Source organism: Leisingera sp. CC-HEC096 (assembly GCF_059429235.1).
Genome location: NZ_JCAIJS010000001.1, coordinates 1,058,081 through 1,083,975, shown reverse-complemented (window position 1 = coordinate 1,083,975; position 25,895 = coordinate 1,058,081). Strand labels below are relative to the sequence as shown.

The 25,895-nt window shown below is 63.5% G+C and carries 21 protein-coding genes; 8 read left to right on the top strand and 13 right to left on the bottom strand.

Annotated features, from left to right (window positions below; translation table 11 throughout):
* Positions 1-16: 16 nt before the first annotated feature.
* Both AC5STI_RS05315 and AC5STI_RS05310 read right to left on the bottom strand, forming a co-directional pair.
* Positions 17-2,350 carry a caspase family protein gene (locus AC5STI_RS05315; RefSeq protein WP_495445899.1) on the bottom strand — a complete coding sequence of 778 codons (2,334 nt, stop codon included), beginning with the start codon at positions 2,348-2,350 and terminating at the stop codon, positions 17-19.
* A gap of 445 nt (positions 2,351-2,795) precedes the next feature.
* Positions 2,796-3,263, bottom strand: a complete 468-nt coding sequence (locus tag AC5STI_RS05310) for a hypothetical protein (protein WP_475052290.1) — start codon at positions 3,261-3,263, stop codon at positions 2,796-2,798.
* A 113-nt stretch (positions 3,264-3,376) separates the two neighbouring features.
* Here AC5STI_RS05310 and trkA point away from each other — a divergent pair, with 113 nt between their 5' ends.
* The 4 genes from trkA to hflX all read left to right on the top strand — a co-directional run bounded on the left by trkA (position 3,377) and on the right by hflX (position 7,923).
* Positions 3,377-4,753 carry a Trk system potassium transporter TrkA gene (gene trkA, locus AC5STI_RS05305; protein ID WP_475052289.1) on the top strand — a complete coding sequence of 459 codons (1,377 nt, stop codon included), beginning with the start codon at positions 3,377-3,379 and terminating at the stop codon, positions 4,751-4,753.
* Position 4,754: 1 nt separating this feature from the next.
* Entirely contained in the window at positions 4,755-6,290 is a 1,536-nt protein-coding gene (locus tag AC5STI_RS05300) for a TrkH family potassium uptake protein (protein WP_495445897.1), read from the top strand.
* A gap of 122 nt (positions 6,291-6,412) precedes the next feature.
* On the top strand, positions 6,413-6,652 hold the full coding sequence (hfq, locus tag AC5STI_RS05295) for an RNA chaperone Hfq (RefSeq protein WP_005611588.1): 240 nt from the start codon (positions 6,413-6,415) through the stop codon (positions 6,650-6,652).
* On the top strand, positions 6,652-7,923 hold the full coding sequence (gene hflX, locus AC5STI_RS05290) for a GTPase HflX (RefSeq protein ID WP_475052283.1): 1,272 nt from the start codon (positions 6,652-6,654) through the stop codon (positions 7,921-7,923). The genes hfq and hflX overlap by 1 nt, the downstream gene beginning before the upstream one ends.
* A 65-nt stretch (positions 7,924-7,988) precedes the next feature.
* On the opposite strand, the gene AC5STI_RS05285 is transcribed toward hflX, so the two are convergent.
* Positions 7,989-10,463, bottom strand: a complete 2,475-nt coding sequence (locus AC5STI_RS05285) for a penicillin acylase family protein (protein ID WP_495445894.1) — start codon at positions 10,461-10,463, stop codon at positions 7,989-7,991.
* Between the two features lie 86 nt (positions 10,464-10,549).
* Between AC5STI_RS05285 and AC5STI_RS05280 the strand changes: the two genes are divergently transcribed.
* Positions 10,550-11,455 carry an NAD(P)-dependent oxidoreductase gene (locus AC5STI_RS05280; protein WP_495447731.1) on the top strand — a complete coding sequence of 302 codons (906 nt, stop codon included), beginning with the start codon at positions 10,550-10,552 and terminating at the stop codon, positions 11,453-11,455.
* A gap of 94 nt (positions 11,456-11,549) precedes the next feature.
* Here the strand turns inward: AC5STI_RS05280 and AC5STI_RS05275 are convergent, their stop codons facing one another.
* Positions 11,550-12,125, bottom strand: coding sequence for a lipid-binding SYLF domain-containing protein (locus AC5STI_RS05275; RefSeq protein ID WP_495445892.1), 576 nt, complete (start codon positions 12,123-12,125; stop codon positions 11,550-11,552).
* A 139-nt stretch (positions 12,126-12,264) separates the two neighbouring features.
* Entirely contained in the window at positions 12,265-13,263 is a 999-nt protein-coding gene (hemB, locus tag AC5STI_RS05270) for a porphobilinogen synthase (RefSeq protein ID WP_495445890.1), read from the bottom strand.
* A gap of 185 nt (positions 13,264-13,448) precedes the next feature.
* Here hemB and AC5STI_RS05265 point away from each other — a divergent pair, with 185 nt between their 5' ends.
* Positions 13,449-13,970: a component of SufBCD complex gene (locus AC5STI_RS05265; protein ID WP_490400153.1), complete on the top strand. Its 522-nt coding sequence runs from the start codon at positions 13,449-13,451 to the stop codon at positions 13,968-13,970.
* 60 nt (positions 13,971-14,030) lie between these two features.
* The gene (gene mfd, locus AC5STI_RS05260; protein WP_495445888.1) at positions 14,031-17,486 is read left to right on the top strand and encodes a transcription-repair coupling factor; all 3,456 of its coding nucleotides are present in this window, start codon (positions 14,031-14,033) and stop codon (positions 17,484-17,486) included.
* A 54-nt stretch (positions 17,487-17,540) separates the two neighbouring features.
* Here the strand turns inward: mfd and AC5STI_RS05255 are convergent, their stop codons facing one another.
* The 4 genes from AC5STI_RS05255 to AC5STI_RS05240 form a co-directional block, all read right to left on the bottom strand.
* A complete protein-coding gene (locus AC5STI_RS05255; RefSeq protein WP_495445886.1) occupies positions 17,541-19,214 on the bottom strand; it encodes a tetratricopeptide repeat protein in 1,674 nt (557 codons plus the stop codon).
* A 60-nt stretch (positions 19,215-19,274) separates the two neighbouring features.
* Positions 19,275-20,498, bottom strand: coding sequence for a multidrug effflux MFS transporter (locus tag AC5STI_RS05250; RefSeq protein ID WP_490400150.1), 1,224 nt, complete (start codon positions 20,496-20,498; stop codon positions 19,275-19,277).
* A 152-nt stretch (positions 20,499-20,650) separates the two neighbouring features.
* Positions 20,651-21,316, bottom strand: a complete 666-nt coding sequence (locus AC5STI_RS05245; RefSeq protein ID WP_475052264.1) for a DsbA family oxidoreductase — start codon at positions 21,314-21,316, stop codon at positions 20,651-20,653.
* The gene (locus AC5STI_RS05240; RefSeq protein WP_495445883.1) at positions 21,313-22,818 is read right to left on the bottom strand and encodes a class I adenylate-forming enzyme family protein; all 1,506 of its coding nucleotides are present in this window, start codon (positions 22,816-22,818) and stop codon (positions 21,313-21,315) included. The genes AC5STI_RS05245 and AC5STI_RS05240 overlap by 4 nt, the downstream gene beginning before the upstream one ends.
* Before the next feature lie 64 nt (positions 22,819-22,882).
* Between AC5STI_RS05240 and AC5STI_RS05235 the strand changes: the two genes are divergently transcribed.
* A complete protein-coding gene (locus AC5STI_RS05235) occupies positions 22,883-23,506 on the top strand; it encodes a helix-turn-helix domain-containing protein (RefSeq protein WP_495445881.1) in 624 nt (207 codons plus the stop codon).
* Between the two features lie 9 nt (positions 23,507-23,515).
* Here AC5STI_RS05235 and AC5STI_RS05230 read toward each other — a convergent pair whose 3' ends face one another.
* The 4 genes from AC5STI_RS05230 to AC5STI_RS05215 all read right to left on the bottom strand — a co-directional run bounded on the left by AC5STI_RS05230 (position 23,516) and on the right by AC5STI_RS05215 (position 25,861).
* On the bottom strand, positions 23,516-23,746 hold the full coding sequence (locus tag AC5STI_RS05230; RefSeq protein WP_475052259.1) for a hypothetical protein: 231 nt from the start codon (positions 23,744-23,746) through the stop codon (positions 23,516-23,518).
* Positions 23,747-23,839: 93 nt separating this feature from the next.
* Positions 23,840-24,532 (bottom strand): aquaporin, encoded by a 693-nt coding sequence (locus AC5STI_RS05225; RefSeq protein ID WP_495445879.1) that lies wholly within the window; start codon positions 24,530-24,532, stop codon positions 23,840-23,842.
* On the bottom strand, positions 24,529-25,005 hold the full coding sequence (locus tag AC5STI_RS05220; protein ID WP_495445877.1) for an arsenate reductase ArsC: 477 nt from the start codon (positions 25,003-25,005) through the stop codon (positions 24,529-24,531). The genes AC5STI_RS05225 and AC5STI_RS05220 overlap by 4 nt, the downstream gene beginning before the upstream one ends.
* 22 nt (positions 25,006-25,027) lie before the next feature.
* Positions 25,028-25,861 (bottom strand): arsenate reductase/protein-tyrosine-phosphatase family protein, encoded by an 834-nt coding sequence (locus AC5STI_RS05215; protein ID WP_495445875.1) that lies wholly within the window; start codon positions 25,859-25,861, stop codon positions 25,028-25,030.
* Positions 25,862-25,895 lie beyond the last annotated feature (34 nt).

Below are 25,895 nucleotides of genomic sequence, written 5' to 3'. Positions count from 1 at the left end.
CCGGGCGCAGGCGGGGTCAGAACAAGTCCTGGCGGATCGGGTTCATCGCGAAATGGATCTGCGCGGCCAGTTGCAGCCGGCTGATCGGATCCTCGGGAACGATGGCGGGCAAACCTGCGGCCCGCGCTTTGTCTTCAAGCTGCTTGCGGGACGCCGGGCCAAACTGCCCGTCGACCGTGATGCCAGAACCCAGCTGGCGCAGGATATACTGGGTGCCCGCGTCCACGTCGCGCTGAGGCATGCCGGATAGCAGCTCTCGCGCGGCGGCACGGGCGTCCGGGTCGTTCAGAGCCATTGCTTTGCCTGCCCGTGCGGCGGCAGCGTGGGCGGGAACCCGGTCGGACAGCCGGTTCAGGGCAACCCAGGCGCCATTGGCGCCGCCCCAGGCATCGCCGCGGGACAAGCCCATGTCATACCATTCCAGCGCCTCCGCCGCGTCCCGTCCGGGCAGGTCGCCGCCCATGATCATCCGTCCGATCTCTGCCGGGGCGTGCGGGTGGCCAAGTTGCGCGGCTTCGGCAAACAGGGCCCGGGCTTTCTCCTTGTCGACCGGCTTGCCCGCGCCGCCGTCGCGGTAGACATAGCCGAGGTTGGCGGTGCCATAGATATCGCCGCGCCCCGCGGAGGCCTCCAGATAGGACAGCCCGCGTTCCGGCTGCGCCAGCTCATCTCCGCTCCACAGGAAGAACACGCCCAGCTCATTCATCGAAAAGGTATGGCCCAGCTCCACCGCGCGGCTGAGAAGATCGAAGCCGCGCTGCTTTTCCTCGGGCGTGCTGCTTTTCCGCAAAAGCCGCTTGCCACGGGCGTGCATCGAGAACGGGTCGCCGGCCTCGATCCCCTTGTCCCACAGGGCAAAGGCCTTGTCCGGGTTATAGGGTATCGGTACGGTTTCGCGGTCGACATTCGGGGTGACATGCAAATAAGCCACCGCGTTGTAGGCGCGGACATGGTTCAGTTCTGCTGCCTTTTCAAAGGCTTCATAGGCTTCGATCAAGCGGCCCTGGCCCTGCAGCGCACGGCCCAGCTGGTAATGCAGGCGGCCGAGTTCCGGTGCGGCCTGCAGCGCCTCGCGGCAGGCGGCCTCTGCCGCTTTCAGATCAATCTCATTCGGGTAGCGGTACAGGCCAACCCCTTGCAAATCCAGCAGATCCCCAGCTTCCAGGTCGCATTGGCGGGCAATCATCTCCAGGTTCACAGTCACGTCGCGGACCGTGTCAGCCTGGGCCAGCCGAAGAACCATCCGGTCCTTGCGTACCTGCCCGCCGTCCTGCCGCGCGTTCAGTTCCTCCAATTTGGGCGCATAGCTGAGGCTGAGCGCGCTTCCGTCGCCAGATTGCAGTGAGGTAACGCCGGAGGAGGGGGATTCCACGATCGTCACCGTGGTGCCTGAGCGGACATAGGGGCTGATCTCCGGCGCGAGTTCCAGCGAGCGGCCCAGCGGGATTTTCACCGAAAGCTGATCTGGAAGCTGGTCAAGGCTGGCCGGTGTCGCTTCAGGCTCCGCCCTGGCGACGTTCAACGACCGTTCCGCCGGGCGCAGGTAGATCTTCTGCATCAGCGTCGAGCTTTCCCAGGGCACCTGAGTGTTGCCGGTCGCGCTGTAAACATCGCCGCGGATCGCGGCGAGCACCGTCATCGCGTCTTCCTCCGGGCGGTCGGGGAAGTGGCGCACGACCGAAGCCGTGTAGGGACTGTTGCCGCCCGGCTCGCCATCCAGTGCGGTGGCGCCGGGGGAGGTGGAGAAGGCGACCAGCGTGTTCAGCGGCGGGCGGAACACGTCAAATCCTTCGCGCGCCTCATAAAGCTGAGCGCCGACCTCGGCGTTCAGTTTGACTTCGGGCACCGGGTTGTCGCGGCAGGAATCCAGCATCAGGATCTGGCTGCCTGCCTTGCCGCCGAGAATGGCCGACACCCGGTCCAGGGTGACCGACTGGAAGGGCAGGTCGTGAATGCCCGACAGTTCCGCATCGCTGGTCAGCAGGTAATTGCGCCGTCCCAGCTGGATGCCGTGGCCCGCGTAGTAGAAGAACACCTGGCTGCCGTCGCGGATGTTGAGGGCGGCCTGGCGCAGCAGCGCCTCAAACCCGCGCTTGTCCAGATCGTAGCCCTCAAAGACGGTATAGCCAAAGGACCTGAGCATTTCTGCCATCGCCTTGGCGTCGTTGCGGGTGTTGGTCAGGTCAGTGACGTGGTCGTAGTCCTGAATGCCGATCACGATGGCAGTTTCGGGCGCAGAAGCCCGCTCGCTGGTTTCATAGGCTGCCAGTGCCGGCACGGCGCGCAGCAGCGCCGCGCAAGCCAAAACCGCGGCTGCCGGGGTAAGTGGTCTGATAGTCAAGGCTGTCATGGCGGTGTTCCGGGTTAGCCCCAGCCCCCGCCGCCGCCAGAGCCGCCGCCTCCGCCGCCAGAGCCGCCGCCGCCTCCGGCTCCAGCACCGCCGCCGCCGGGCGGTCCGACCGGTTCAGGTGCCGGGGCGGGCGCTTGTGCCGGAGCGGGTGCCGGTACAGGTGCGGGCGCGCGGTATGTCGTAGGCGCGCTGTACGTCGCGGGCGCCGGTGCAGGAGCGGTTGCAGAGGTTGGAGGCGGGGCAATGGGTGCTGTCGGCTCGCAGGCTGCTGTGACAGCGGCCAAGGGCAGCGCGGCAAACAGGAAATGTATCCGCATGGGGTACCTTTCTCTTTGGAAATACTGGTCAACAAACAATCCGGTAATCAGCCTACTTGATATGGCGGTGCAAATCAAAGTTAACCCGCCGGCCGCCTCCGGCCAGAGCCTAAGCCGAAGAACCGGGCTCAGCCGTAGGGCCGGATCACCACACTGCCATCGCGGTTGCGTTGCGCGCATGCGGCTTCGCTCAATGGTGCCAGCCGCGGCCCCGGGACTGCCGCCGCATTGCGCTGTGTGCAGCGTTTCAGGGCGATCTGCTGATAGCCTTTGGCGGCCATGCAGGATCTTTCCAGCCGCTGGCGCAGCGGCTTGTTCACATCCACAGTGTAGATCCCGCCTTCGGCCCAATAACCGGGGTAGTAATAGCAATTGCCGCCATGGCAGACTTTGCGGCCGGGGTAGAAGACGGGCGGACGCTGGCGGATTTCGTTGGCGACCGGTGCGTCCTTCAAAGCCTGGGTCTGGCAGACGAGCTCGTCGGTTTGCAGACGGGACACCTCCGCGCCTTGCTTGTAGTAGACCGGCACCGGCCCGCAGGCTGCCGTGCTCAGCAGCAGGGCAAGGCCCGCCAGGATCTTGAGATCGCCTCTCATAGGGAAATAATGGCTGCAATCAGAGGAAGTTACAATTAAATTGACCGGCAAAGCGGCTTCTGTCATTCACTTCGGGCGAAACTCCGCCCGAATTTCCGCCAAGGGATACGCGTATGAAGGTCATTATCTGCGGCGCTGGCCAGGTCGGCTGGCAGATCGCCCGGCACCTGTCCGGCGAGCACAATGATGTGACGGTTGTCGACAACAACGCAGAGCTGGTGCGGCGGGCCACCGATACGCTGGACGTGCAGGGGATACACGGCTTTGCCTCCTACCCGGACGTGCTGGAGCGGGCCGGAGCGCGGGATGCTGACATGATCATTGCCGCGACCCATTCGGATGAGGTCAACATGGTGACCTGCCAGGTGGCGCATTCGGTGTTCAAGGTTCAGCGTAAGATCGCGCGTCTGCGGGCCAAGAGCTATCTGACCGCGATCTATTCCGACCTGTATCAGCGTGAGCATCTGCCGATTGACGTGGTGATCAGCCCGGAACGCGAGGTGGCAGCGGCGGCGATGCAGCGGCTGTCGGCGCCGGCGGCTTTTGACACCGAGACCTTCATGGGCGGAATGGCGCAGCTTCTGGGCATTCAGATCGACGCCGATTGCCCGGTGGTGAACACGCCGCTGCGGCAGCTGACAGACCTGTTTTCGACGCTGCGGGCGATTGTGGTGGGGGTGCGCCGCGACGGCACCCTGTTCGCGCCGGAGCCGGGCGATCAGCTGTTCGTGGGCGACAGCTGCTATGTGTTCTGCCACGTGGACGACGTGCCCCGCACGATCGAGGTGTTCGGCAAACAGGAAAAACGCCAGGACCGTGTGGTCGTGGTTGGCGGCGGCAATGTCGGGCTGGAGGTCGCGAAGGCGCTGGAGAGCAGCACCGCGCGGATCCGCGCCAAGGTGATCGAACGCGACCGCAGGTCCGCGGAACGCGCGGCGGAGGAACTTGAGCGCACCATCGTTCTGAACGGCGACGGGCTGGACCGGGCGCTGATGATCGAGGCGGGCATCGACAAGGCGGATGCGATGCTGGCGGTCACGGATGACGACAAGACCAACATGCTGGCCGCCGTGCGCGCCAAGGCCGAGGGCTGTCCGCTAGCGATTGCGCTGATCAACGACCCGACCCTGGTGCCGCTGCTGCCGCACCTTGGGATCGACGCCTATATCAACCCGCGCTCCACCACTGTGAGCTCGATCCTGCGCCACATCCGCTATGGCCGGGTGCGGCAAGTCTACTCGCTGGGCGATGCCGAGGCTGAGATGATCGAGGCCGAAGTGCTGTCGACCTCGCCGATTACCGGGCAGATGATCCGGGACACCGACTTCCCCGAAGGCGTTCTGGTTGGCGGGGTGCTGAAGAACGGCGAGATGCTGCGCCCCTCCGGTGAGATGCGGATCGAGGAGGGCGACGTGATCGCGCTCTTTGCTATGGCGGATGACGTGCCGGAGGTCGAACGCCTGCTGCAGGTGTCGATCGACTACTTCTAGGATGCGCCGCCCGGTCCAAGCTCCCATCGGCGTGCTGCGCCTGCCGCTGTTCCTGCTGATCTGGGGCACCGCTTCGCTGGCGATGTGGCTGCCCGCCGTGCATGCGCTGGTGCTCGATGATCACCAGACCTCGCGCAGTTTTTTCTATGCCGGGCTTGCCGGGATAATCCTGGTGGTGCTGATTGCCCTGTCGATGGGCAACCGGGTGCCGCGCTACAGCATGCCCGGGCAGCTGCTATCGCTGCTGGCAACCTTTGCCGTGCTGCCTCTGTTCCTTGCGGTGCCGGTGCAGGATGCGCTGGTCAGTGCCCATTATTTGAACGCCTACTTCGACATGGTCAGCGCGATCACCACCACTGGCGCCGATATCTGGGCCGACCCCGCGCGGCTGCCGCCCAGTGTGCATCTGTGGCGGGCGATCGTGGGCTGGCTGGGCGGGCTTCTGATGTGGATTGCAGCCTCGGCGGTGCTGGCGCCGATGTCGCTCGGCGGGTTTGAGGTCACGACCAAGGGCGAGCCCGGCGGCGGCACTGCGTCACCGCTGCATATGGAGAAGGCCGATCCGCGGCGTCAGCTGGTGCAGGTCACCAGCACGCTGGCACCGGTTTATGCGGGGCTGACATTGGTGCTGTGGATGCTGCTGATCATCACCGGCGAGGAGGCGCTTGCCGGGTTGAGCCACGCCATGTCGGTGATGGCAACCTCGGGCATTTCCGCAACCGGCGGGGTGGAGAACGCCCACAGCGGCATTGCCGGCGAGATGGTAATGTTTCTGTTCATGTTCTTTGCCCTGTCCCGGCTGACTTTTTCCAGCGACACGGTGACGGCCGGCCAGGGGCGTCTGGACAAGGACCCGGAATTCCGCACCGGGCTTCTGATCGTATTCGGCGTGCCGCTGCTGTTGTTCCTGCGCCATTGGGTGGCGGCCTATGAAGTGGATGCCGGCGAAGACCTGCCGCAAGCGCTGTACGCGCTGTGGGGGACGCTGTTCACGGTGATGTCGTTCCTGTCGACCACCGGGTTCGAAAGCGCGCACTGGGAAGCCGCGCGGACCTGGTCGGGGCTGGAAACTCCCGGCATGATCCTGCTGGGGCTGGCAGTGTTCGGCGGCGGTGTCGCCACCACGGCGGGCGGGGTCAAGCTGCTGCGCGTCTATGCACTCTATCTCAACGGATTGCGCGAGATGGAGCGGCTGGTGCATCCCAGTTCCGTCAGTGGGGAAGGCGACCGCACCAAGCGGCTGCAGAAGAATGGTGCCTTTGTGGCTTGGGTGTTCTTTATGCTGTTTGCCTTGTCCCTGGCCCTGATCAGCACCGCACTGGCCGCGGTCGGCAACGATTTCGAGCAGTCGATCGTGCTGGCGATTGCCTCGCTTTCGACCACTGGCCCGCTGACAGAAAGTGCCGCCAGCGAACCGATTGTGCTGAGCCTGCTGACAACACCGGCAAAACTGATCCTGTGCATCGCGATGGTGCTGGGGCGGCTGGAGACACTGGCCTTCATTGCGCTGCTTTCGCCAAATCTGTGGCGCAGCTGACAACGGCTTGCAGGCAAGACGTGTTTTTCGGGTAGAAACTTGTATTTTCTCCGGTCATAGTGATTTTTACCGTGCGTGCTGGTCCGCAGCGCGTGGCAAGAACAAAGGCGAGATAATAAAAAATGGCTTCGGACAGACAGAATCTTCAGGATGCCTTCCTGAATCACGTTCGCAAAACCAAGGTTCCGGTTACAATCTTTCTGATCAACGGGGTCAAGCTGCAGGGTGTAATCACCTGGTTCGATAATTTCTGCGTGCTGCTGCGCCGCGACGGACAGTCGCAGCTGGTCTATAAACACGCGATTTCGACCATCATGCCGGCCCAGCCGATCAGTCTCTATGAGGGTGAAGACTCCAATTGATGGAGCATGAGAGGAAGCGCACCCGCGCCTGGGTGCTGCATCCGGAAATCAAATCCGACAGCGGGCGCCGTGACGCAGCTCCCGCGCTTGAGGAGGCCGTTGCGCTGGCAGCGGCCTTGCCCGATCTAGATGTGATCGGCTCCAACGTCGTGCGCTTGCCCAAGGCGCATCCGGGAATGCTGTTCGGCTCCGGCAAGATCGAGGAGCTGGGGGGCGTCCTGAAGGCAAATGAAATTGAGCTGGTCCTGATCGACGGGCCGGTTTCGCCTGTGCAGCAGCGCAACCTGGAAAAGGCCTGGAAGGTCAAGATCCTGGACCGGACCGGGCTGATCCTGGAGATTTTCTCGGACCGCGCGGCAACCCGTGAAGGCGTGCTGCAGGTCGAAATGGCGGCGCTCAGCTATCAGCGGACGCGACTGGTCAGGGCCTGGACCCACCTGGAACGCCAGCGCGGCGGGCTGGGGTTTGTCGGCGGACCCGGCGAAACCCAGATCGAAGCGGACCGTCGTGCCATCGACGACCAGCTGGTGCGGCTGCGCCGGCAGCTCGACAAGGTGGTGAAGACCCGGACACTGCACCGCGCCTCGCGCGCCAAGGTGCCGTACCCGATTGTGGCGCTGGTGGGGTATACCAATGCCGGCAAGTCGACGCTGTTCAACCGCCTGACGGGGGCCGAAGTGATGGCCAAGGACATGCTGTTTGCCACCCTGGACCCGACCATGCGGCGGGTGCAGATCCCGGACGGTCCGGAGGTGATCCTGTCCGATACGGTGGGCTTCATCTCGAACCTGCCGACGGAACTGGTTGCCGCCTTCCGCGCCACCCTGGAAGAGGTTCTGGCGGCGGATGTGATCCTGCACGTGCGCGACATCAGTCACGAGGACAGCAAGCAGCAGGCGGAAGACGTCGAGGCGATCCTGGCGTCGCTGGGGGTGGATGAAAACCGCGCCCGGATTGAGGTCTGGAACAAGCTCGACCAGCTGCCGGAAGAAGAAGCTGAAGCCCGCCGTCAGCGTGCGGAGCGTGAGGATGGCATTCATGCGATCTCGGCTCTGACAGGCGAGGGGCTGGACGGTCTTTTGGCCGACATTGCCGAAAAGCTGCAGGGTGTGCGCCACGAGGAGATCCTGACCCTGACCTTTGCACAGGGCAAGCAGCGCGCCTGGCTGTTCAAGGAGGACCTGGTGCAGCAGGAGGAGCAGACCGAGACCGGGTTTGACATCACCGTGCTGTGGACCGACCGTCAGAAGGCCAAGTTCGACAGGCTTTGAAACGAACCTCGAAGCACAAAAGGAAACGGGCGCCGCAGCGCCCGTTTTTTATTGCCTCATTCTGGTTACCGCGGAGTGATCCGGGTGATGCCAACCGCAGCGGCGCGGGCCAAGTCCTCGTCAAGTGACATCGGTATATATTCACCGCGGCGCCATAGCTGTGCCATGTCATCGTAGTAGCGCGACAGCGGGTGGCCGGACTGGCCGGTGGACACAATGAAGACCGAGCTGTCAGGGTCTGCGAAATCATAGACCCCGCGGTAGCCGGCGGCGTGGATGTTCTGGAACGGATACGGATCCTTGCCGGAGCTTTTGCCGCGCTGGAGGGTGTTGTCGCTGCCACTGGTGGACTGGCGGATATTCACGAAATAGCGCAGAAGCGGCACCTTGCCGAGGACGGCATGGTCCTGCGTGGCCTGGTGGGCGTCCCCCCAGCGCAGCGATTCCAGCGCGCTGCCATAGCGTTCCTCGATCCAGATCAGCGCATCGTCCAGCGCCAGGCGGGCCATGTCGGTGCAGCTTTCCTTTGGCGCGCTTTGGCGGACGTCGCACCACGCGGAGGCACCGTCCACATCACGGTAGACACGCTCGATGAACAACGGCTCCACATGGCGGAAGGACTTGGCGACAGGCCCTAGCTCATCGGTGATCAGCCGTGCTTGCAGCGCCCGCACCCAGGCGGCGTAGATCAGCGGCTCCGGAAGGTGCTCGTTCATTTCGCCGTTCCATTCCGACAGCAGGGTCAGGGCAATCTGGCGCTGGCGCTCGCGGGTGCCTGCGGGGGCGGCCTCGCCGGTGAACCACAAGTCGGCGCCGATCAGCGGCAGCAGCGTGCGGGCAGTGTAGGAGACGGTGTCCAGCTGCGCCTCGATGAAGCTGTCTCGGGTGTGAACCTCGCGGTTCTGCATCAGCTTCTGCCAGCGGTGGATACGCTGGGTGTCGCCCCAGTCGAACGAGACATGCTGCGGGAAGGGCCGGTCCAGGATCTTGTTGTTGGTGTTGCCCAGGATGCCGCCGGCAGGGCGGATAAATTCCGGGTTCTCCGCATAGGGGGCACGGCCCTGCCAGCGGTTTTCCGGGTGCCAGCCCTGGCTGGGCATCCGGCCTTTGCTCTGGTGTCCGGGGTCGCGTGCGGGGAAGGCGCCAACGGTCTTGAGCGCGATCGATTCCCGGTCCGCCAGCGTCAGGTTCTGAGACGGCGCGATAAAATCCTCGCCCGCGTCGATGGCCTCCTGCACTGAGGTGCTGCGCATCAGGTTTATGGCAGCGCTCATCGAGGTGTCATTTGGACTGAGCACGGTCCAGCTGAGCGACACCACGTGGCCGGGCGGGGTGATCTCTGCAAGTTTGAACATGGAACCGGGCAGAACCGGGCCGTTGTCGGTCCAGCGCAGAGTCAGGGTGACCGGAGTTTCGTCCTTAATCTTGATGATCGAGGGGCGGGTGACGAACTCCTTATAGCCGTCAACGCTCAGATATTCCTGGCGGTTTTCCGGGTTCAGCTTTTCGATAAACAGATCCTGGTCGTCCAGATAGGAGGAGGTGACACCCCAGCCCAGGGTGTCCGACCGTCCCGTAATGACCGCCGGAATGCCGGGGATGGTGCCGCCGATCACGCCGCCGGTGCCCAGCTCGAGCCGCGCCAGGTACCAGACGCCGGGGGCGCTGAGGCCCAGGTGCGGGTCATTGGCCAAAAGCGTGCCGCCAGCGGCTGAGCGGCTGGGATCGGCGGCCCAGGCGTTGGAGGCCCCGGCCAGACCGCGCGGCGCGACCGGGAACAGCAGGCTTTCCTCCTCAGCGCTCTCTGCGGAGGCGTAGTGGCGGGCACCGGGCACAAGCTCGGCATATTCGGGCAGGGCGGTGATGCCGGTTCCCGGCGCATCCGGCAGGATATCCGTGATCCGGGTTTCGTCAGTCAGTGCCAGTGAGGTGCGGGCGCGCAGGATCTCTTCCCGCATGTGGCCGGACAGCTGCAGCGCCATCAGCTTCATAATGGCGATGCTGTCGGCGGGCTGCCAGGGCGGCAGCGGCATGCCGAACAGGAACATTTCCGGCGCGCCGCGGCCAAGCGCGTCTTCGTTGATCTCCAGCAGCCGGGCGTTGACGCCGGCGGCATAGGCATTGAGCGCAGCCATTGCCTCAGGCGATTGCACTTGCACCGATTGCTGCGCCAGACGGTAGATATCCAGGCGCCGCAGGTAGGTGTCGGTTTCCACCGTGCGGGTACCAAATATTTCCGACAGGCGGCCTTGCGCGGTGCGGCGCATCACCGCCATCTGCCACAGCCGGTCCTGAGCATGGGCATAACCTAGGCCGAAATAGACATCCTCGTCGCTGGCACCGTAGCTGCCGAAAATATGCGGCACGTTGGCGTTGTCGCGGACAATTTCCACGGGCGAGGAGAGGCCTGGCAGGTCAAGCTCCTTGCTGTATTCGGGCAGTGACTGCGAGGCGAGGTAGTACACCAGCGCAAAGGCCAGAACGCTCAGCAGAATCAGCCCCGCAGCAATGCGCAGAAGCCAGCGGAAAAGGTGTCCCATCAGCGGTTGTTTCCCATTGGGTTTTTGTCATTTCCACCGGCTGGCAGATTGCGCCCCGCGGCGGCGGTGTTAGGGTTGGCGCCAACATATGCGAAGACAGATCAGGGGAAAAGCAGATGGCAAAAATCGCGTTTCTGGGGCTCGGCGTCATGGGCTATCCGATGGCGGGGCACTTGCAGGCCGCGGGCCATGAGGTCACCGTCTATAACCGTACTGAGACCAAGGCCAAGGCCTGGGCTAAAGAGCATGGCGGCCATTTTGCGGCGACCCCGCGGGCGGCAGCGTCGGGGGCGGAGTTCGTGATGGCCTGTGTTGGTAACGATGACGACCTGCGGTCGGTTTGCCTGGGCGCGGATGGCGCGTTTGCCGGAATGGCCAAAGGCGCGGTGTTCGTCGATCACACCACGGTTTCGGCCAAGGTAACGCGCGAACTCTATGCGGCCGCGCAGGAGCAGGGGATCTCCTTTGTGGATGCGCCGATCTCTGGCGGCCAGGCCGGTGCGGAGAACGGCGCTCTGTCGGTCATGTGCGGTGGTGATGAAGTGGCCTATGCCAAGGCGGAGCCGGTCATCGGTGCCTACGCCCGCATCTGCCGCCGGATTGGCGAGAGCGGTGCCGGGCAGATGACCAAGATGTGCAACCAGATCGCAATTGCCGGTCTGGTGCAGGGTCTGAGCGAGGCGCTGCATTTTGCCGAGAAGGCCGGGCTGGACGGGCGTGCAGTGGTGGAGGTGATCAGCCAGGGCGCGGCAGGCAGCTGGCAGATGTCCAACCGCTATGAAACCATGCTGGACGATCATTTCGAGCACGGGTTTGCGGTCGACTGGATGCGCAAGGATCTGGGTATCTGCTTGGACGCTGCGGATGAAACCGGTGCCAGCCTGCCGGTCACCGCGCTGGTCGATCAGTTCTACAAGGACGTGCAGAAAATGGGCGGCGGCCGCTGGGATACCTCGTCGCTGTTCAAGCGGCTGCGCAAACTGGATGGCTGAAACGAAAATGGCCTTTCCGGGTGGAAAGGCCATGCCTCCGGCGGGGATATTTGGGGCCAGATGAAGGAGCGGATCCTTTCCGGCCGGTTTCCGGTCAGGGGATGATGCGGGTGTATTTGGTGCCTTCCAGAGTGGCGCCCACACGCAGGCCGGCCTGCCCGAAAACGGCGGCAAGCACCGGCGAGGTCAGGGTATTTGTGTCGGCGGTCAGCGAGTTGCCTTCGTCCTTGATCACATATTCCACATCGGCGCCTGCCGCCCAGCCGGAGGAGCGGCGGAAGCCGGCCAGCGCGTCCTCGGTCATGAAGAACAGCACATGGGCATACTGCTGGGCGCCGATCTGAAGCCCTGCGTTGCCCTTGACGGTGGAATAGTAATCGACGGTCACGCCGTTGATCCGCAGCGCGCCGCGCCCGTATGCGCCGCCAAAGACAAAGCCGGCCTCAGTCACCAGCGGCATCACCAGCATGCCGGTTGCCTTTTCGGCCAAGGTGCGGGTGTTGGGGTACTGGCTGTACATCTGGTTCAGCGTTGTATCGACACGGGCGTCGATGGTGGCGGCGTTGCTGTTGCCGACGCCGTTGCCGCAAGCGGCGGTCACTCCGGCACCGGCCAGGGCGGCCAGGGCAAAGCCGCGGCGGGTCATGCGGGAAGAGGAAAAACTGCTCATTTCTCAGGTGCCTGTAATGATTTGCTGCAAGGCCGGTTCGGTCCGGCTCTGGGCTATGGTATACGCGGAAAACCGCTGCCTGTCATCAACTGCAAAGCGGTTATTGGCGGCTTCCCGCTGAATTGGCCGGGCGCAGCTGTCAGCCGTTCAGCAGCTTGGCCGCGGCCGGGGCGAAATAGGTCAGGATGCCGTTGCAGCCGGACCGCTTGAAGGCCATCAGGCTTTCCATCATCACCTTTTCTCCATCAATCCAGCCGTTCTGCGCTGCCGCCTGGATCATCGCGTATTCGCCGGAGACCTGATAGGCATAGGTCGGCACGCCAAAGGCGGATTTCACGCGGTGGCAGATGTCCAGATAAGCGATGCCGGGTTTGACCATCACCATGTCTGCGCCTTCCATTAGGTCGCGCTCGATCAGCCGCAGCGCCTCGTCGCTGTTGGCCGGATCCATCTGATAGGTCTTCTTGTCGCCCTTCAGCGCCCCGGAGGCCCCGACCGCATCGCGGAACGGCCCGTAGTAGGCGGAGGCGTATTTGGCCGAATATGAGAGGATTGCCACGTTGTGGTGGCCCGCCTTTTCCAGCGCGCTGCGCATGGCGCCGATGCGGCCGTCCATCATGTCGGACGGGCCAATGATGTCGGCGCCGGCCTCGGCCTGCGCGAGCGTCATCTTGACCAGCGCCTCGACGGTGGCGTCGTTGACGATCTCGCCATCCACCACATAGCCGTCGTGGCCGTTGATATTATAGGGGTCCAGCGCCACGTCGGTCATCACCGCAATATCCGGGGCTGCATCCTTGATCGCGCGGATGGCGCGGTTGGTCAGGTTGTCCGGGTTCCAGGCCTCGGCGCAGTCCTCAGTCTTGAGCGAAGCGTCCGTGTAGGGAAACAGGCAGATAGCCGGGATCCCGAGCGCCTGCGCCTCAACCACCGCTTCGGCGATCTTGTCTACCGAACGGCGCATCACGCCGGGCATGGAGGCGACCGGCTCTTCCATGCCTGCTCCATCGCGGACAAACACAGGCCAGATGAAGTCGGACGGGGTCAGGGTGTTCTCCCGGACCAGATCACGGATGGACTGGGTGGCACGGGTGCGGCGCAGGCGGGCGGCGGGGAAGGGCGCGACGGTGGGCTTCATGGCGGTCTCTCGTTTTGGCTGGCCCATGGGTGGCATGGATGCTGTCCCGGGAACAAGAGGCACAATCGCCGCGTTGGAAAACTTGTGTGCCTTGCGGGGCTTGTCTGCGCGGGATTCCCGGTTGATATAGGGCCGGTTGAAGACTTTCCAGCCCGGAGCCAAGCGGGCAAAAGATGGGGGCTGGCGTGGATCTGCTTCACATTATCTATGAGATGATTGAGCTGCGGTCATTCTCCAACCTGTGGTACTGGATTTCGCTAGCAGTGCTGTGGTCCTCGGCCAGCCATTGGATTCTGGGCGTGCCCTACGACATGGTCTACCGGGCGCAGCGCAAGGGCGGCCAGGCGGAGCGGGATCTGGAAGACATCGCCCGGGTCAACGTGAACCGGCTGATGTATATCTCCGAGGTGTCCGGGCCCTGGCTGGTGGCGCTGTCCTGTTTTCTGCTGACCGGCCTGGCGATGCTGGGCTTTGTCTATCTGCTGGAAATCGCTCAGGCGGTGTTCCTGCTGGCCTTTCCGATGGCGGTGGTCGGGGTGATCAGCTATTTCACCGCCCGCCGGATCGCACGTGACGGGTCCACGGGAGAGGACTTGCGCAAACGGCTGGCCTTCTGCCGCCTGTATGTTCAGTTTGTTGGTGTGATATCGATTGTGGTCACCGCGTTCTGGGGCATGTATCAGAACTTGTCGATCGGAGCATTGTGACAGGCGGGCAGGGCAACTGGCTAGTTGGCGCCCCTGGTGGATTTCTGAAGAGGATAACGCATGGCACAGCGTGCAATCACCATGGGCGGCGCGCCCGAAGGCTTTGACGCCCGGCTGATCCTGAAAGAGGTGCAATCCTCCGGCGCGCCTGTGCTGCATGTGGCGCGCGACGACAAGCGGATGGAGGCGATGCGGGCGGCACTTGCCTTCTTCGCGCCGGACATGCCGGTGTTTGTCTTCCCGGGCTGGGATTGCCTGCCGTACGACCGGGTGTCGCCCAATGCCGATATCTCAGCGGCGCGGATGGCCACCCTGGCGGCGCTGGTGCATCAGATGCCCAAGCAGTTCGTGCTGCTGACTACGCTCAATGCCGCCAGCCAGCGGGTGCCTGCGCGCGAAGTGCTGCGCGAGGCCGCCTTTACCGCCCGTGTCGATCAGCGGATTGATGAAGAGGCGTTGCGCAACTTTCTGGTGCGTATGGGTTTTACCCAAAGCCCGACAGTGATGGAGCCGGGTGACTACGCGATCCGCGGCGGCATCATCGACATCTTCCCGCCGGGCGAAAGCGGCCCGGTGCGGCTGGACCTGTTCGGCGACGTGCTGGACGGCGCGCGGCGCTTTGACCCGGTGTCGCAGCGCACCACGGAAAAGCTGGAGGTGGTGGAACTGGCGCCGGTCTCTGAGGTGATCCTGGATGAGGCGGCGATCACCCGGTTCCGTCAGAACTACCGGATCGAATTCGGGGCCGCCGGGACCGACGATCCGCTGTATGAGGCGGTCAGCGCAGGGCGCAAGCATCAGGGGATCGAGCACTGGCTTCCGTTTTTCCATGAGAAGCTGGAAACCCTGTTCGATTACCTGCCGCAGGCGTCTGTGACGCTGGATGACCAAGTGACGCCGGCGCGGCTCGCGCGCTGGGAGACCATCGAGGACCAGTACCAGACCCGCAAGCACGCGATGGAGCAGAAGGGGCGGATTGATACGGTCTACAAGCCCACGCCGCCCGGGCTTCTGTATCTGGATGATGCGGCCTGGGAGGCCGCGGTTTCTGGAATGCGTGTGGTGCAGTTTCATCCGCTGCCGCAGGCCTCCGGCCCTGGCGTCGTGGATGCCGGCGGCCGTATCGGGCGCAATTTTGCACCTGAGCGGCAGCAGGAAAATGTCAGCCTTTTCGGCTCTTTGGCTGTGCATATTAAAGCGCGGATGCAAGAGGGGCCGGTTCTGGTCGCCTCCTACTCCGAGGGCGCGCGGGAGCGTCTGTCCGGGCTGATCGAGGATGAGGGCCTGGCCGAAGCGATCCCGGTGACGGACGGCACCCGCATCGGTAAATCAGGTCTGCACCTGGCGGTCTGGGCGCTTGAGCACGGGTTCGAGGCGCCCGGCCTGACGGTGATCTCGGAACAGGACGTGCTGGGCGACCGGCTGATCCGGGCGCCGAAGAAACGCCGCAAGGCAGAGAACTTCCTGACCGAGACCCAATCGCTCACCCCCGGCGATCTGGTGGTGCATGTGGACCACGGCATCGGACGCTACAAGGGGCTTGAAGTGGTGACCGCGGCGGGTGCAGCGCATGAATGCATCCTGCTGGAATACGCCGAGCAGGCCAAGCTGTACTTGCCGGTCGAGAACATCGAGCTGCTGTCCAAATACGGCCACGAGGAAGGCCTGCTGGACCGGCTTGGCGGCGGCGCCTGGCAGGCCAAGAAGGCCAAGCTCAAGGAACGCATCCGCGAGATGGCGGACAAGCTGATCCGCATCGCGGCCGAACGCGCGCTGCGCAAGGCGCCGGTGATGGACCCGCCGCCGCACGCCTGGGAAGAATTCTCGGCCCGCTTCCCCTATCAGGAAACCGACGACCAGTTGCGTGCCATCGAGGACGTAATGGAGGATCTGCACTCGGGCCAGCCGATGGACCGGCTGATTTGCGGTGACGTGGGCTTTGGCAAGACCGAGGTGGCGATGCGTGCAGCCTTTGTGGCGGCGATGTCGGGGCTGCAGGTCGCGGTGGTGGCGCCCACCACGCTGCTGGCGCGACAGCACGCTGCTTCCTTTGCAGAACGCTTCCGAGGTTTCCCGTTGCAAGTCAGGCAGTTGTCACGCTTTGTTAGTGCGAAGGAAGCAAGCCAGACACGCGAAGGGCTGGCAAAAGGCACCGTCGATATCGTGGTCGGTACGCATGCTGTTCTGGCCAAGAACATCAAGTTTCAGAACCTCGGCCTGCTGATCATCGACGAAGAACAGCACTTCGGCGTCGCCCACAAGGAACGCCTGAAACAGCTGCGCAGCGATATCCATGTGCTGACCCTGACCGCCACGCCGATCCCGCGGACGCTGCAGCTCAGCCTGACCGGTGTGCGGGACCTGTCGATCATCGGAACGCCGCCGGTGGACCGCCTGGCGATCCGCACCTACGTTAGCGAGTTCGACAGCGTTACCATTCGCGAGGCACTGCTGCGGGAACACTATCGCGGCGGTCAGAGCTTCTATGTTGTGCCGCGGATCACCGATCTGCCGGAGGTCGAAGAGTTCCTGAAGGCGCAGTTGCCGGAACTCACTTACGTGGTGGCGCACGGTCAGATGGCGGCGGGCGAGCTCGACGACCGGATGAACGCGTTTTATGACGGCAAATACGATGTGTTGCTGGCGACCACGATTGTGGAAAGCGGGCTGGATATTCCGACCGCCAACACGATGGTTGTGCACCGCGCCGACATGTTCGGCCTGTCTCAGCTCTATCAGATCCGGGGCCGGGTCGGCCGTTCCAAGACCCGTGCGTATGCATACCTCACCACCAAACCGCGCCAGCGGCTGACGCCCGCAGCAGAGAAACGCCTGCGGGTGCTCGGTTCACTGGATACGCTGGGGGCCGGCTTTACCCTCGCCTCGCAAGACCTTGATATCCGTGGTGCCGGCAACCTGCTGGGCGAGGAACAGTCCGGCCAGATGCGTGACGTGGGCTATGAGCTTTACCAGTCGATGCTGGAAGAGGCGATTGCCAAGATCAAGGCGGGTGAGATGGAAGGCCTGTCGGACGCAGACGAGCAATGGGCACCGCAGATCAATCTGGGTGTGCCAGTGCTGATCCCAGAGGATTACGTGCCTGATTTGGATGTGCGCCTCGGCCTCTACCGCCGTTTGTCGTCGCTCTCGACCAAGGTGGAGCTGGAGGGCTTTGCGGCGGAACTGATCGACCGCTTCGGCAAGCTGCCCAAGGAAGTGAACACGCTTATGCTGGTCGTTCGGATCAAGGCGATGTGCAAACGTGCAGGTATTGCCAAGATGGACGGCGGGCCGAAGGGCGCCACGATCCAGTTCCACAACGACAAATTCGCCTCGCCTCAGGGGCTGGTGGAGTTCATTCAAGGTCAGAACGGCCTGGCCAAGGTGAAAGACAACAAGATCGTCGTGCGCCGCGACTGGAAAAAGGACAGCGACAAGATCAAGGGCGCCTTTGCCATCGCCCGCGATCTGGCGGAGAAGGTCGTGGCCGAGAAGAAGAAGGCGAAGGCCGGGTAATAAGCGACAAGGAAATTCGAATTTCCTTGGCAAATTTCTTCGCAAGAAATTTGCTCAGCCGCAGCAGCTGTCCGGAGCCATCGCCGCTTGAGCGCAGAAACAGGACGCGCCCACGGCCCGGTCTGCGCGTGCCAGCGCCCGGTCAAGCTGCTGTTCAATGTGCCTGATTTCAATCGTTTCACCGCTGGCCTTCAAGCAATCGTGCAGCCCTTTGAGGCTCCAGATATTGGCGGGATGCACAGAGGCACGCGACAGGGTGTCGTCCAGCCCCAGGTCGGCGCGGTAGACGGCCTCGGCTTCTCCGGCATGGCCCTGCTCAAACAGCAGCGCGCCCAGTGCGTGGCGCGTGGGTTGCATCCAGCCCCAGGGCTCATCATAGGGCAGGTTGTCGTCCAGTTCCGCCGAGCGGCGCAGATGGGCAAAGGCCGCGTCGTAGTTCTGTTTGCGGTATTCGATCTCACCGCGCAGCATTTCAGCTGCGATTTCAAGCAGATCCACAACCTTGTTGTTGTGAAGCCGGCGCGTGTCCGGCACCCGGGCCTTGGCAGCCAGGAACAGCTTTTCTTCCGCCTCGGCCTCTGCCACGCGTCCCGTCGCGGCATAGGCGATGGCCCGGGCATAGTGGGTGTTTGCGGTCAGGGTGCAGTACAACTGCTGATCTTCGGGCAGGTCCAGCGCCATTGCCTCCTCCCAGCGGCCAAAGCGCACCAGGATATGCGGATGCATCGCCAGATAGCTTTCAAAGAAGTCCGCAATGGGCGGGCTTTCGACCAGCAGCATTTCAGGCGGCGTGGTGTCCAGTATGCCCTGGTTGGCCTCAAGCGCGGGTTCGATCTGGCCCAGGAACATCGCGCCGTAGATGACGAAATGGTAATTATGCTGGCGGTATCCGGTGTAGATGTTGAAGGCGCCTTCGCGTTCGTAGAACTTCAGGTCTGCCTCAATCGCCTTCCGGTTCCAATGCACCACGTTGTGGTAGTCGCCGCACAGCACGTCAATGTGTGTCGGCATATGCACCAGGTGGCCAGCATCCGGCACCAGCGTGCGCAGGGCATCGGCAGCCTTCAGCGCCTTTTCTGGGGTGGGCGACATTTCCATCAGATGCACATAAAGATGCAGCAGACCGGGGTGCTGCATGGCGTCCGTGTCATTCTCCATCACCCATTCCAGCACCTCTTGCGCTTCCTGCGTGGCTGCGCCCTCGGCAGGCAGGCCGGTCTTCAGGTCCCACATCTTCCAGGGAGTCAGGTTTAACAGGCTCTCAGCATAGACGGTACGCAGGTCCAGGTGATCCGGGCAGGCGGCAAAGGCTGCGCGCATGGCCCCGGCAAAATCGTAGTCCCAGGCGTGCATGTCCTCTCCGGGCTCGCGCTGCGGATAGCGGGTCTGGATGGCGCGGATCAACTGTTGTTCAGTCTCGGTACAACCGTCGATGCACTTCAGTGCGGACTGCGCTGCGTCAAAGGCCGCTGCCAGTGCTTCGGCGCGGCTTTTGGCGTCCCGAAGGTCCCAGGGCAGGTTGTAGTTCGGGCCAGCCGCATAGGCGGCACCCCAATGGGCCATGGCGCAGTTCGGATCATGCTCCAACGCGCGCTGAAAACAGGCGATGGCTTCTTCGTGATTGTAGCCATAGGTCCAGACCAGGCCGCGGTCGAACCAGCGCTGCGCCTCTGGTGAAGTTGTGGTCACCGGGCAGGAATAGCCGCCGAGATCATAATCGTAGCCCATGAAGAAACCTCCCCAAATGATTGGAGAGGTTAGGATCAGGCAGGCGCACCGGCAAGGCCGTTATTCGGCAGGCAAGCGCGCCTCGGCTCTGGCCATTTGCAGCATCAGCACAAAGGCAAGGGACGCCATGGTCAGCAGACCTGCACTCAGCGGCAGCAGGGAGCCGTCAAACAGCAGTCCGACCGGCGCGGCGATTGCGGCGGCCAAAACGGTGGAGATCGCGCCGATAACCGAGGCCGCCATGCCGGCAATATGGCCCATCGGCTCCATCGCGATGGCATTCAAGTTGCCAAGGGTGGTGCCCGCCAGGAAGAACACGCTGGTCTGCCAGGCGATGAACAGGCCGAACAGAAGCCCGCCCGGCAGCGGGCTGGAGCTGAGGAACAGCATGGCGGCAGAGGCCAGGATCTGCACGGCAAGCGACCAGGTCACGATGCGCCGCATGCCGACCCGGACAACGATGGCGGCATTCAGCAGGCTTGCCGTACCCGCCATCAGCGCCACGAAGCCGAACCAGAACGGGAAGCTTTCGGCGCGGTCAAAGATCACGTCATAGACCGGCTGAACCATGGTCAGCATGGTGAACAGCATCCCCAGGCACAGGGTCTGCACCATGATCGACAGTCGCACGGTGGGATGGCCCAGCATCTCCTTTACCGCGCCCAGCAGCAGCGGCAGGCGGAACGGCCGGCGGTTTTCCCGGGCCAGTGTCTCTGGCAGCCGCAGACCCATCCACACCACGATGATAACGGCGAAGATGGCAAAGGCCAGGAAGATGCCGCGCCAGCCGGAGAATGCGATGATGCCGGCGCCCAGCATCGGTGCGAAGGCAGGAACCAGAGTGAAGATCATCATGGCAATAGACATGAGGCGGGCCATTTCCCGGCCTGCGTAAAGGTCGCGCACGATGGCGATGCCAACAATGCGCGGCCCGGCGGCCCCCAATCCCATCACAACACGGGAGGCCAGCAGAAGCTCCAGCGATTGCGACCGCCAGGCAACGGCGGCGGCAAGGATATACAGCACCGCTCCGCCGGCAATCACGCGCTTGCGGCCAAAGGCATCAGACAGCGGGCCGGTGAAGAAAGTACCAATCCCCATGCCCAGCACAAACGACGTCAGCACCAGCTGCGCGCGGTTGACATCATCGGGACTCAGCGCCTGACCGATCTCGGGCAGGGCGGGCAGCATCGCGTCGATGGAAAAGGCAATGGTGGCAAACATCATCGCAATCAGCGCGATGAATTCAGCCTTGGCCATGCCATGGGCGGGGGACTGTGACATCTGAAACCTCTAACAGCTCTTCAGATGGTTCCGGGGAATAGGGCCGGTCTGGGAGCTGTCCGCTTCCGCTACCACAATCCTCCCAGCCGTGCCAGCGCCCGGTTGCACAGGAGGCTGTGCATAGTTGCGATGCTAAGCAGTCGCGCGGCGGCCTAGTTGCCCTCGGCCTCTTTCAGCTGCTTCTGGATGTCCTCAATCACCTGCTTCCACAGTTCCGGCGGCTGGGCGCCGGGCACCGCGTGCTGATTGGCGACAATGAAGGTTGGCACCGAGCTCACGCCCATCTCCCGGGAATGGGCGTCGCGGTCGCGGATTGCCTGCACATCGCTGTCGCCCTCCAGAAGGCGGGCAGCGACATCTGCCTCCATGCCTGCTGCCTGCGCGATCTCCGCCAGCACCGCTTGGTCGCCGATGTCCTTGGCGTCCACGAAGTAAGCCTGGAACAGGGCGTCCACGACCTGGCCCTGCTTGCCCTCGATCCCGGCCCAGTGGATCAGCCGGTGCGCGTCCAGCGTATTCGGGGTGCGCTTCATGGCTTCGAAGTTGATCGTCAAACCTGCTTTTTCCGCGTGTTCCACGACGGGCGCATAGGCCTTGACCGCGCCTTCCTTGCCGCCGAACTTGCGCTCCAGATACTCGCGCCGGTCCATGCCTTCACGCGGCATGTCCGGGTTCAGCTGGAACGGGTGCCATTCAATGACGAAAGGATGGTCCGGGACCTCCGCCAGCGCCTTGTCCAGATGGGTCTTGCCGATATAGCACCAGGGGCAGATCGGGTCTGACAGGATGTCGAGTTTGACAGTGGCCATTTGGGTCATCCTTTGAACAGGGCAGGCAGGGCGCGGCGCAACAGTTTGCCATTGGCGCCGGTGGGCAGCGCGTCCAGATGGACATAGGCGCGCGGCTGCTTGTAGCGGGCCAGGCGCTGGGATGCAAAGGCCTGCAGGTCCTGTGCGTTCAACTCTTCGGGACCGGTGTAAAAAGCAGCGATGATATAGGTGTCTTCCTTCACCTCCACCGCGGCAGCGCCGGCCTGAGCGATGCCGGGATGGGCGGCAAGCGCGGTTTCGACCTCGATCGGCGACACCCGGTAGCCGCCTGCGTTCATCATGTCATCGCTGCGGCCGAGATAGCGGATCTGGCCGTCAGCCGTCATTGCCCCCTGGTCGCCGGTCAGGAACCAATCGCCCTGATAGCGTGCGGCGGTTTCCTCCGGTGCGTTCAGGTAGCCCAGCATCAGCCCCGGATCGGAGCGGTGGATCGCGATAGTGCCTTCCTCGCCCATTTGCACCGGTCCGTCCGTGCCCAGAATGGCCACCTTGCGGCCCGGTTGCGGCTGGCCCAAAGCGCCATCCTGCGCCGGGTGCGAAGGTGACGAGGAAATGAACGTCGAGCACTCCGACATGCCGAAAGCTTCATAAAGCCCGCAGCCTGTTGCTGCATCCCACTCTTCGTGAAGGTGCCGCGAAAGCTTTTCACCTGCGCAAAGCCCATGCCGCAGGTCCGGCAGGTTCAGCGGGCCGTCGCGCAGGAACTTGCGGTAGACACCAGGGGCCGCTGCAAAGATGGTCGCGCGGTGCCGTTTGAGCAGCGCTGGCAGTTGTTCGGGCGGTGTTCCCGGAGCCGGGATCAGCGCCGTGGCACCTGCGGCCCAAGGGTCCATCAGCCCTGTGCCCAGCGTATAGGTCCAGTTGAACGCGCCCGCATGCAGCAGCCGGTCCTGCTCAGTCAGCCCGTACCATCCATCAACCATCATCTGCCGCGCCCAGACCGCCCGGTGAGCGTGTGTCACGGCGCGCGGATTTCCGCTGGTGCCGGATGTGTAGACCACATAGGCTAGGCGCTCCGGGTCTCCGGGGGCGTACTCACAAGGGGGTAGGCCGTGCATATCGAGCAACTGCCGCGTGGTGATCTCCACCGGGTGACTCGCGCAGGCCACCGCCGGATCGCGCAGGACCGCCGCAGGGTTCAGATCGGCGATTATCCGGGCGGTTTCCGGCCCGGTCAGCTGGGCCGAGGTCGGCACCGGCACCAGCCCGGCGGCAATGGCGCCGAGATAGGCAATCGGAAACTCGACCGTGTTGCCGAGCCGCATCAGCACGATGTCGCCCGGGTTCAGATCCGCCGCCAGCAGGCCGGTTCCAGTCCCGCGTACCGCGGCCTCCAGCCGGGCATAGCTCCAATCGTCGTGAGAGTCGCCCTCAAGAACCGACAGCGCAGTCTTGTCTGCCAGCCGGGCAGCATGGCGCAGCACATGGGCGGCAAGATTGAAGGGCGAGGGGCAGGGCGCGAAGGGCCCCTGATCAAAAACCGACAGCATGGCAAATGGCTAGCCTGCGCTGTCCTGCGTTGCAAGGCGCGCAGGTGCGGCTTATAGAGTGGCTATGACTGGCCGTGACCCGAAATCCCTGATCACCATCGCCCGCGCCAATGGCGGCGAAGGCGACGCAGAACCGCTGGATCTGGGCGCCCGGGTGCGGGAGCTTCGCAAGGCGCGGGACTGGACGCTGGAACATGCGGCCAACCAGGCCGGGCTGGCGCGGTCGACTCTGTCAAAGATCGAAAACGGCCAGATGTCACCGACTTACGAGGCGTTGAAGAAGCTGGCCGTGGGTCTGGAGATATCGGTGCCGCAATTGTTCACCCCGCCGCAGCGGGATCAGGTGAACGGCCGGATGACGGTGACCAAATCCGGCGACGGATCGGCCCATGCCACCGCGACCTATGAGCACGAGCTGCTGGCTGATGGCCTGACACGCAAGCAGATGCTGCCCTACCGGGCACGGGTGCGGGCACGGTCGATGGAGGAATTCGACGGCTGGGTGCGCCATGACGGCGAGGAGTTCCTGTATGTGCTGACAGGCGTGGTCAAGCTCTACACGGAATTCTATGAGCCGATTGAGATGCGCCGCGGCGACAGCGCCTATTACGACGCGGCGATGGGCCACAACGTCATCTCTGTCAGCCCCGAAGATGCAATGATCCTCTGGGTGACGTCGCTGGTCTGACGTGGCACGCTAGTGCTTGCGGCCGTCCAGCTCTCTCAGCAGGCTTTCTATGTAGAGGAAATCGTCCACCTCCTCCTTGGCTTCATTCAAGGTAAGGTGATGGGTGCGGGCCAGATAGGCAACAAATCTGTCCCGGTCATCCAGTATGGACGGCGCATTGCTGGCTTTCAGGTGCGGAAAGCGCTGTTTGATGCGGGGCATCCTGTCAATCCAGCTGGCAGCTGCTGCTTGTACAGGCATGGGGGGAACTCCCTGACAAACGGTGTATGGTTTTTGGCCCCCCATGGTAACACTTTTCGTGTCATTTTGTAACGTCCGGGCGTGGCGCCCGGGTCAAGTCTGCCGGCCTCGGCGGGTTTCCGCCGGGGGTGAGCGCTCGGCAAACAATCGCGTCAGCACCACGTGGCCGATCCCAACCGCAATCAGCTGCATCACGATGAACATCGGAATGTGGCCCGGATAGATGCCTGCGAAGGTGTCAGTAAAGCCGCGGGCGATGGTCACCGCCGGGTTGGCAAAGCTGGTGGAGGACGTGAACCAATAGGCGCCGGTGATGTAGAGGCCGACCAGCGGGGGAACCGCGTCGGGACGCGACCGCAGCCCGCCGAAAATCACGAACAACAGGCCGAAGGTGGCCAGGATCTCGGAAAACCATTGGGCAGTTCCAGTGCGGTGCATGGTGGTCGAGCTTTGCAGAATTGCAAGGTCGAACATTACGTGACAGGCCCAGACACCAAGAATACCGCCGCCGATCTGCGCCAGAACATACGGCCCGACCGCGCTCCAGGAGTGTTCGCCGCGCATGGCAAAGGCCAGCGTGACAGCTGGATTGAAATGGGCGCCGGAAACCGGGCCCAGCGTGGTGATGATCACATAGAGCATACAGCCGGTGGCAACGGCATTGGCCAGCAGTGCCAAGGCCACGTTTCCGTCAGCAAGGGTCTCCGCCATGATACCGGAGCCCACCACCCCAACCAGCAGCATGGCGGTGCCCAGGCCCTCGGCCAGAAGTTTCTGCGCGGTCATGCGATATCTCCAATCCGCTTGAGCTGCTGTGTCAGTTCCGCCGCGCTCATGGTTTCAAATGGAAGCTCCAGCAGCGCCTTGGCGCGCTTTTCCAGCGTGGCATAGGCCGCGCGGAAGGCTGCGTCCCAGTCCGGTTGCTCAGCCGCGGCGGGATCTTCGACGCCCCAATGGGCGCGCACCGGCGCGCCGGGCCAGACCGGGCAGGTTTCACCCGCGGCTGAGGCGCAGACGGTGATGACCATGTCCATCTCCGGCGCGTCCCCGGCGGCGAACTCATCCCAGCTCTTGGACCGCGCGCCGGAGGTGTCGTGACCCAGTTCCTTGAGCAGCACCAGCGATTGCGGATGCACTTTGCCAGTGGGGTTGGAGCCTGCCGAATAGGCGCGCACGCGGCCTGCACCAAGCGTATTGAAGATCGACTCCAGCAGGATTGAGCGCGCGGAGTTGCCCGTGCATAGGACGAGAATGTTCATGATTGATGACCGTGATTGAGGGTTAGTCGGAAGAGTTCACGCGGCCGATATCGTCAACCCGGTGCTGAAGCGACATGCGGTCGAGGGTATCAAAAGGCAGCGCCGCAAAGGCTTTGATGCGGTTGCGCAGCAGCCCGTAGGCCTGCTGGAAGGCAAGGCGTCGTTCGGCGTCCGTGCCTGTCGCCTTCACCGGATCGGCCAGCCCCCAATGGGCGCTCATCGGCTGGCCGGGCCAGGCCGGGCATTCCTCGTTGGCGGCGTGATCGCAGACGGTGAAGACGAAATCCATTTGCGGCGCATCTTTCGCTGAGAATTCACCCAAATCCTTGGAGCGCAGTTCAGAGGTGTCGTGCCCCTTGGCCTGCAGCAGCGCAGTCACTTCCGGCCGCGGGCCGGGCGACGGGCTGGTGCCCGCGGAATAGGCGCGGAACCTGCCGCCGCCCTCATGGTTAAGAATGGCTTCGGCCAGAAGCGATCTGGCGGAATTGCCGGTGCAGATGAACAGCAAGTTCAAAGGGCGCTCGGTGGTGGGAACCGGCATTACCTCAGAACTGGCGGGGGAGCAGATGTCTGGCCGGTTCCGGCAGCAGCCGGACAGCAGATCATCAAACATGCCGCGCAGACCCGGCAGGTCGGCGGCGTACATCAGCGAGGTGCCGGTCCGGTGCTGGCTGATCAGCCCGGCCTGTTTCAGCACTGACAGATAGGCCGAGGCGGTGTTGGCCTTGAATTCCAGCGCCGAGGCGATTTCCCCAGCAGGAACGGCGTCCGGATAGCGGCGCATCAGCAGGCGGAACAGGGCTAGCCGGTTGGGGTGCGCCAGGGCACCAAGCTTATCTGTGATCTCTATTTCCATAGTTCGCGAAATACGGAAATTAGAAGCGGCTGTC

What these genes read in the sequence shown, in the direction of transcription:
- AC5STI_RS05315 (WP_495445899.1), bottom strand. Translation starts at nt 2,350, where the DNA reads ATGACAGCCTTGACTATCAGACCACTTACCCCGGCAGCCGCGGTTTTG.
- AC5STI_RS05310 (WP_475052290.1), bottom strand. Translation starts at nt 3,263, where the DNA reads ATGAGAGGCGATCTCAAGATCCTGGCGGGCCTTGCCCTGCTGCTGAGC.
- trkA (WP_475052289.1), top strand. Translation starts at nt 3,377, where the DNA reads ATGAAGGTCATTATCTGCGGCGCTGGCCAGGTCGGCTGGCAGATCGCC.
- AC5STI_RS05300 (WP_495445897.1), top strand. Translation starts at nt 4,755, where the DNA reads ATGCGCCGCCCGGTCCAAGCTCCCATCGGCGTGCTGCGCCTGCCGCTG.
- hfq (WP_005611588.1), top strand. Translation starts at nt 6,413, where the DNA reads ATGGCTTCGGACAGACAGAATCTTCAGGATGCCTTCCTGAATCACGTT.
- hflX (WP_475052283.1), top strand. Translation starts at nt 6,652, where the DNA reads ATGGAGCATGAGAGGAAGCGCACCCGCGCCTGGGTGCTGCATCCGGAA.
- AC5STI_RS05285 (WP_495445894.1), bottom strand. Translation starts at nt 10,463, where the DNA reads ATGGGACACCTTTTCCGCTGGCTTCTGCGCATTGCTGCGGGGCTGATT.
- AC5STI_RS05275 (WP_495445892.1), bottom strand. Translation starts at nt 12,125, where the DNA reads ATGAGCAGTTTTTCCTCTTCCCGCATGACCCGCCGCGGCTTTGCCCTG.
- hemB (WP_495445890.1), bottom strand. Translation starts at nt 13,263, where the DNA reads ATGAAGCCCACCGTCGCGCCCTTCCCCGCCGCCCGCCTGCGCCGCACC.
- mfd (WP_495445888.1), top strand. Translation starts at nt 14,031, where the DNA reads ATGGCACAGCGTGCAATCACCATGGGCGGCGCGCCCGAAGGCTTTGAC.
- AC5STI_RS05255 (WP_495445886.1), bottom strand. Translation starts at nt 19,214, where the DNA reads ATGGGCTACGATTATGATCTCGGCGGCTATTCCTGCCCGGTGACCACA.
- AC5STI_RS05250 (WP_490400150.1), bottom strand. Translation starts at nt 20,498, where the DNA reads ATGTCACAGTCCCCCGCCCATGGCATGGCCAAGGCTGAATTCATCGCG.
- AC5STI_RS05245 (WP_475052264.1), bottom strand. Translation starts at nt 21,316, where the DNA reads ATGACCCAAATGGCCACTGTCAAACTCGACATCCTGTCAGACCCGATC.
- AC5STI_RS05240 (WP_495445883.1), bottom strand. Translation starts at nt 22,818, where the DNA reads ATGCTGTCGGTTTTTGATCAGGGGCCCTTCGCGCCCTGCCCCTCGCCC.
- AC5STI_RS05235 (WP_495445881.1), top strand. Translation starts at nt 22,883, where the DNA reads ATGACTGGCCGTGACCCGAAATCCCTGATCACCATCGCCCGCGCCAAT.
- AC5STI_RS05230 (WP_475052259.1), bottom strand. Translation starts at nt 23,746, where the DNA reads ATGCCTGTACAAGCAGCAGCTGCCAGCTGGATTGACAGGATGCCCCGC.
- AC5STI_RS05225 (WP_495445879.1), bottom strand. Translation starts at nt 24,532, where the DNA reads ATGACCGCGCAGAAACTTCTGGCCGAGGGCCTGGGCACCGCCATGCTG.
- AC5STI_RS05220 (WP_495445877.1), bottom strand. Translation starts at nt 25,005, where the DNA reads ATGAACATTCTCGTCCTATGCACGGGCAACTCCGCGCGCTCAATCCTG.
- AC5STI_RS05215 (WP_495445875.1), bottom strand. Translation starts at nt 25,861, where the DNA reads ATGGAAATAGAGATCACAGATAAGCTTGGTGCCCTGGCGCACCCCAAC.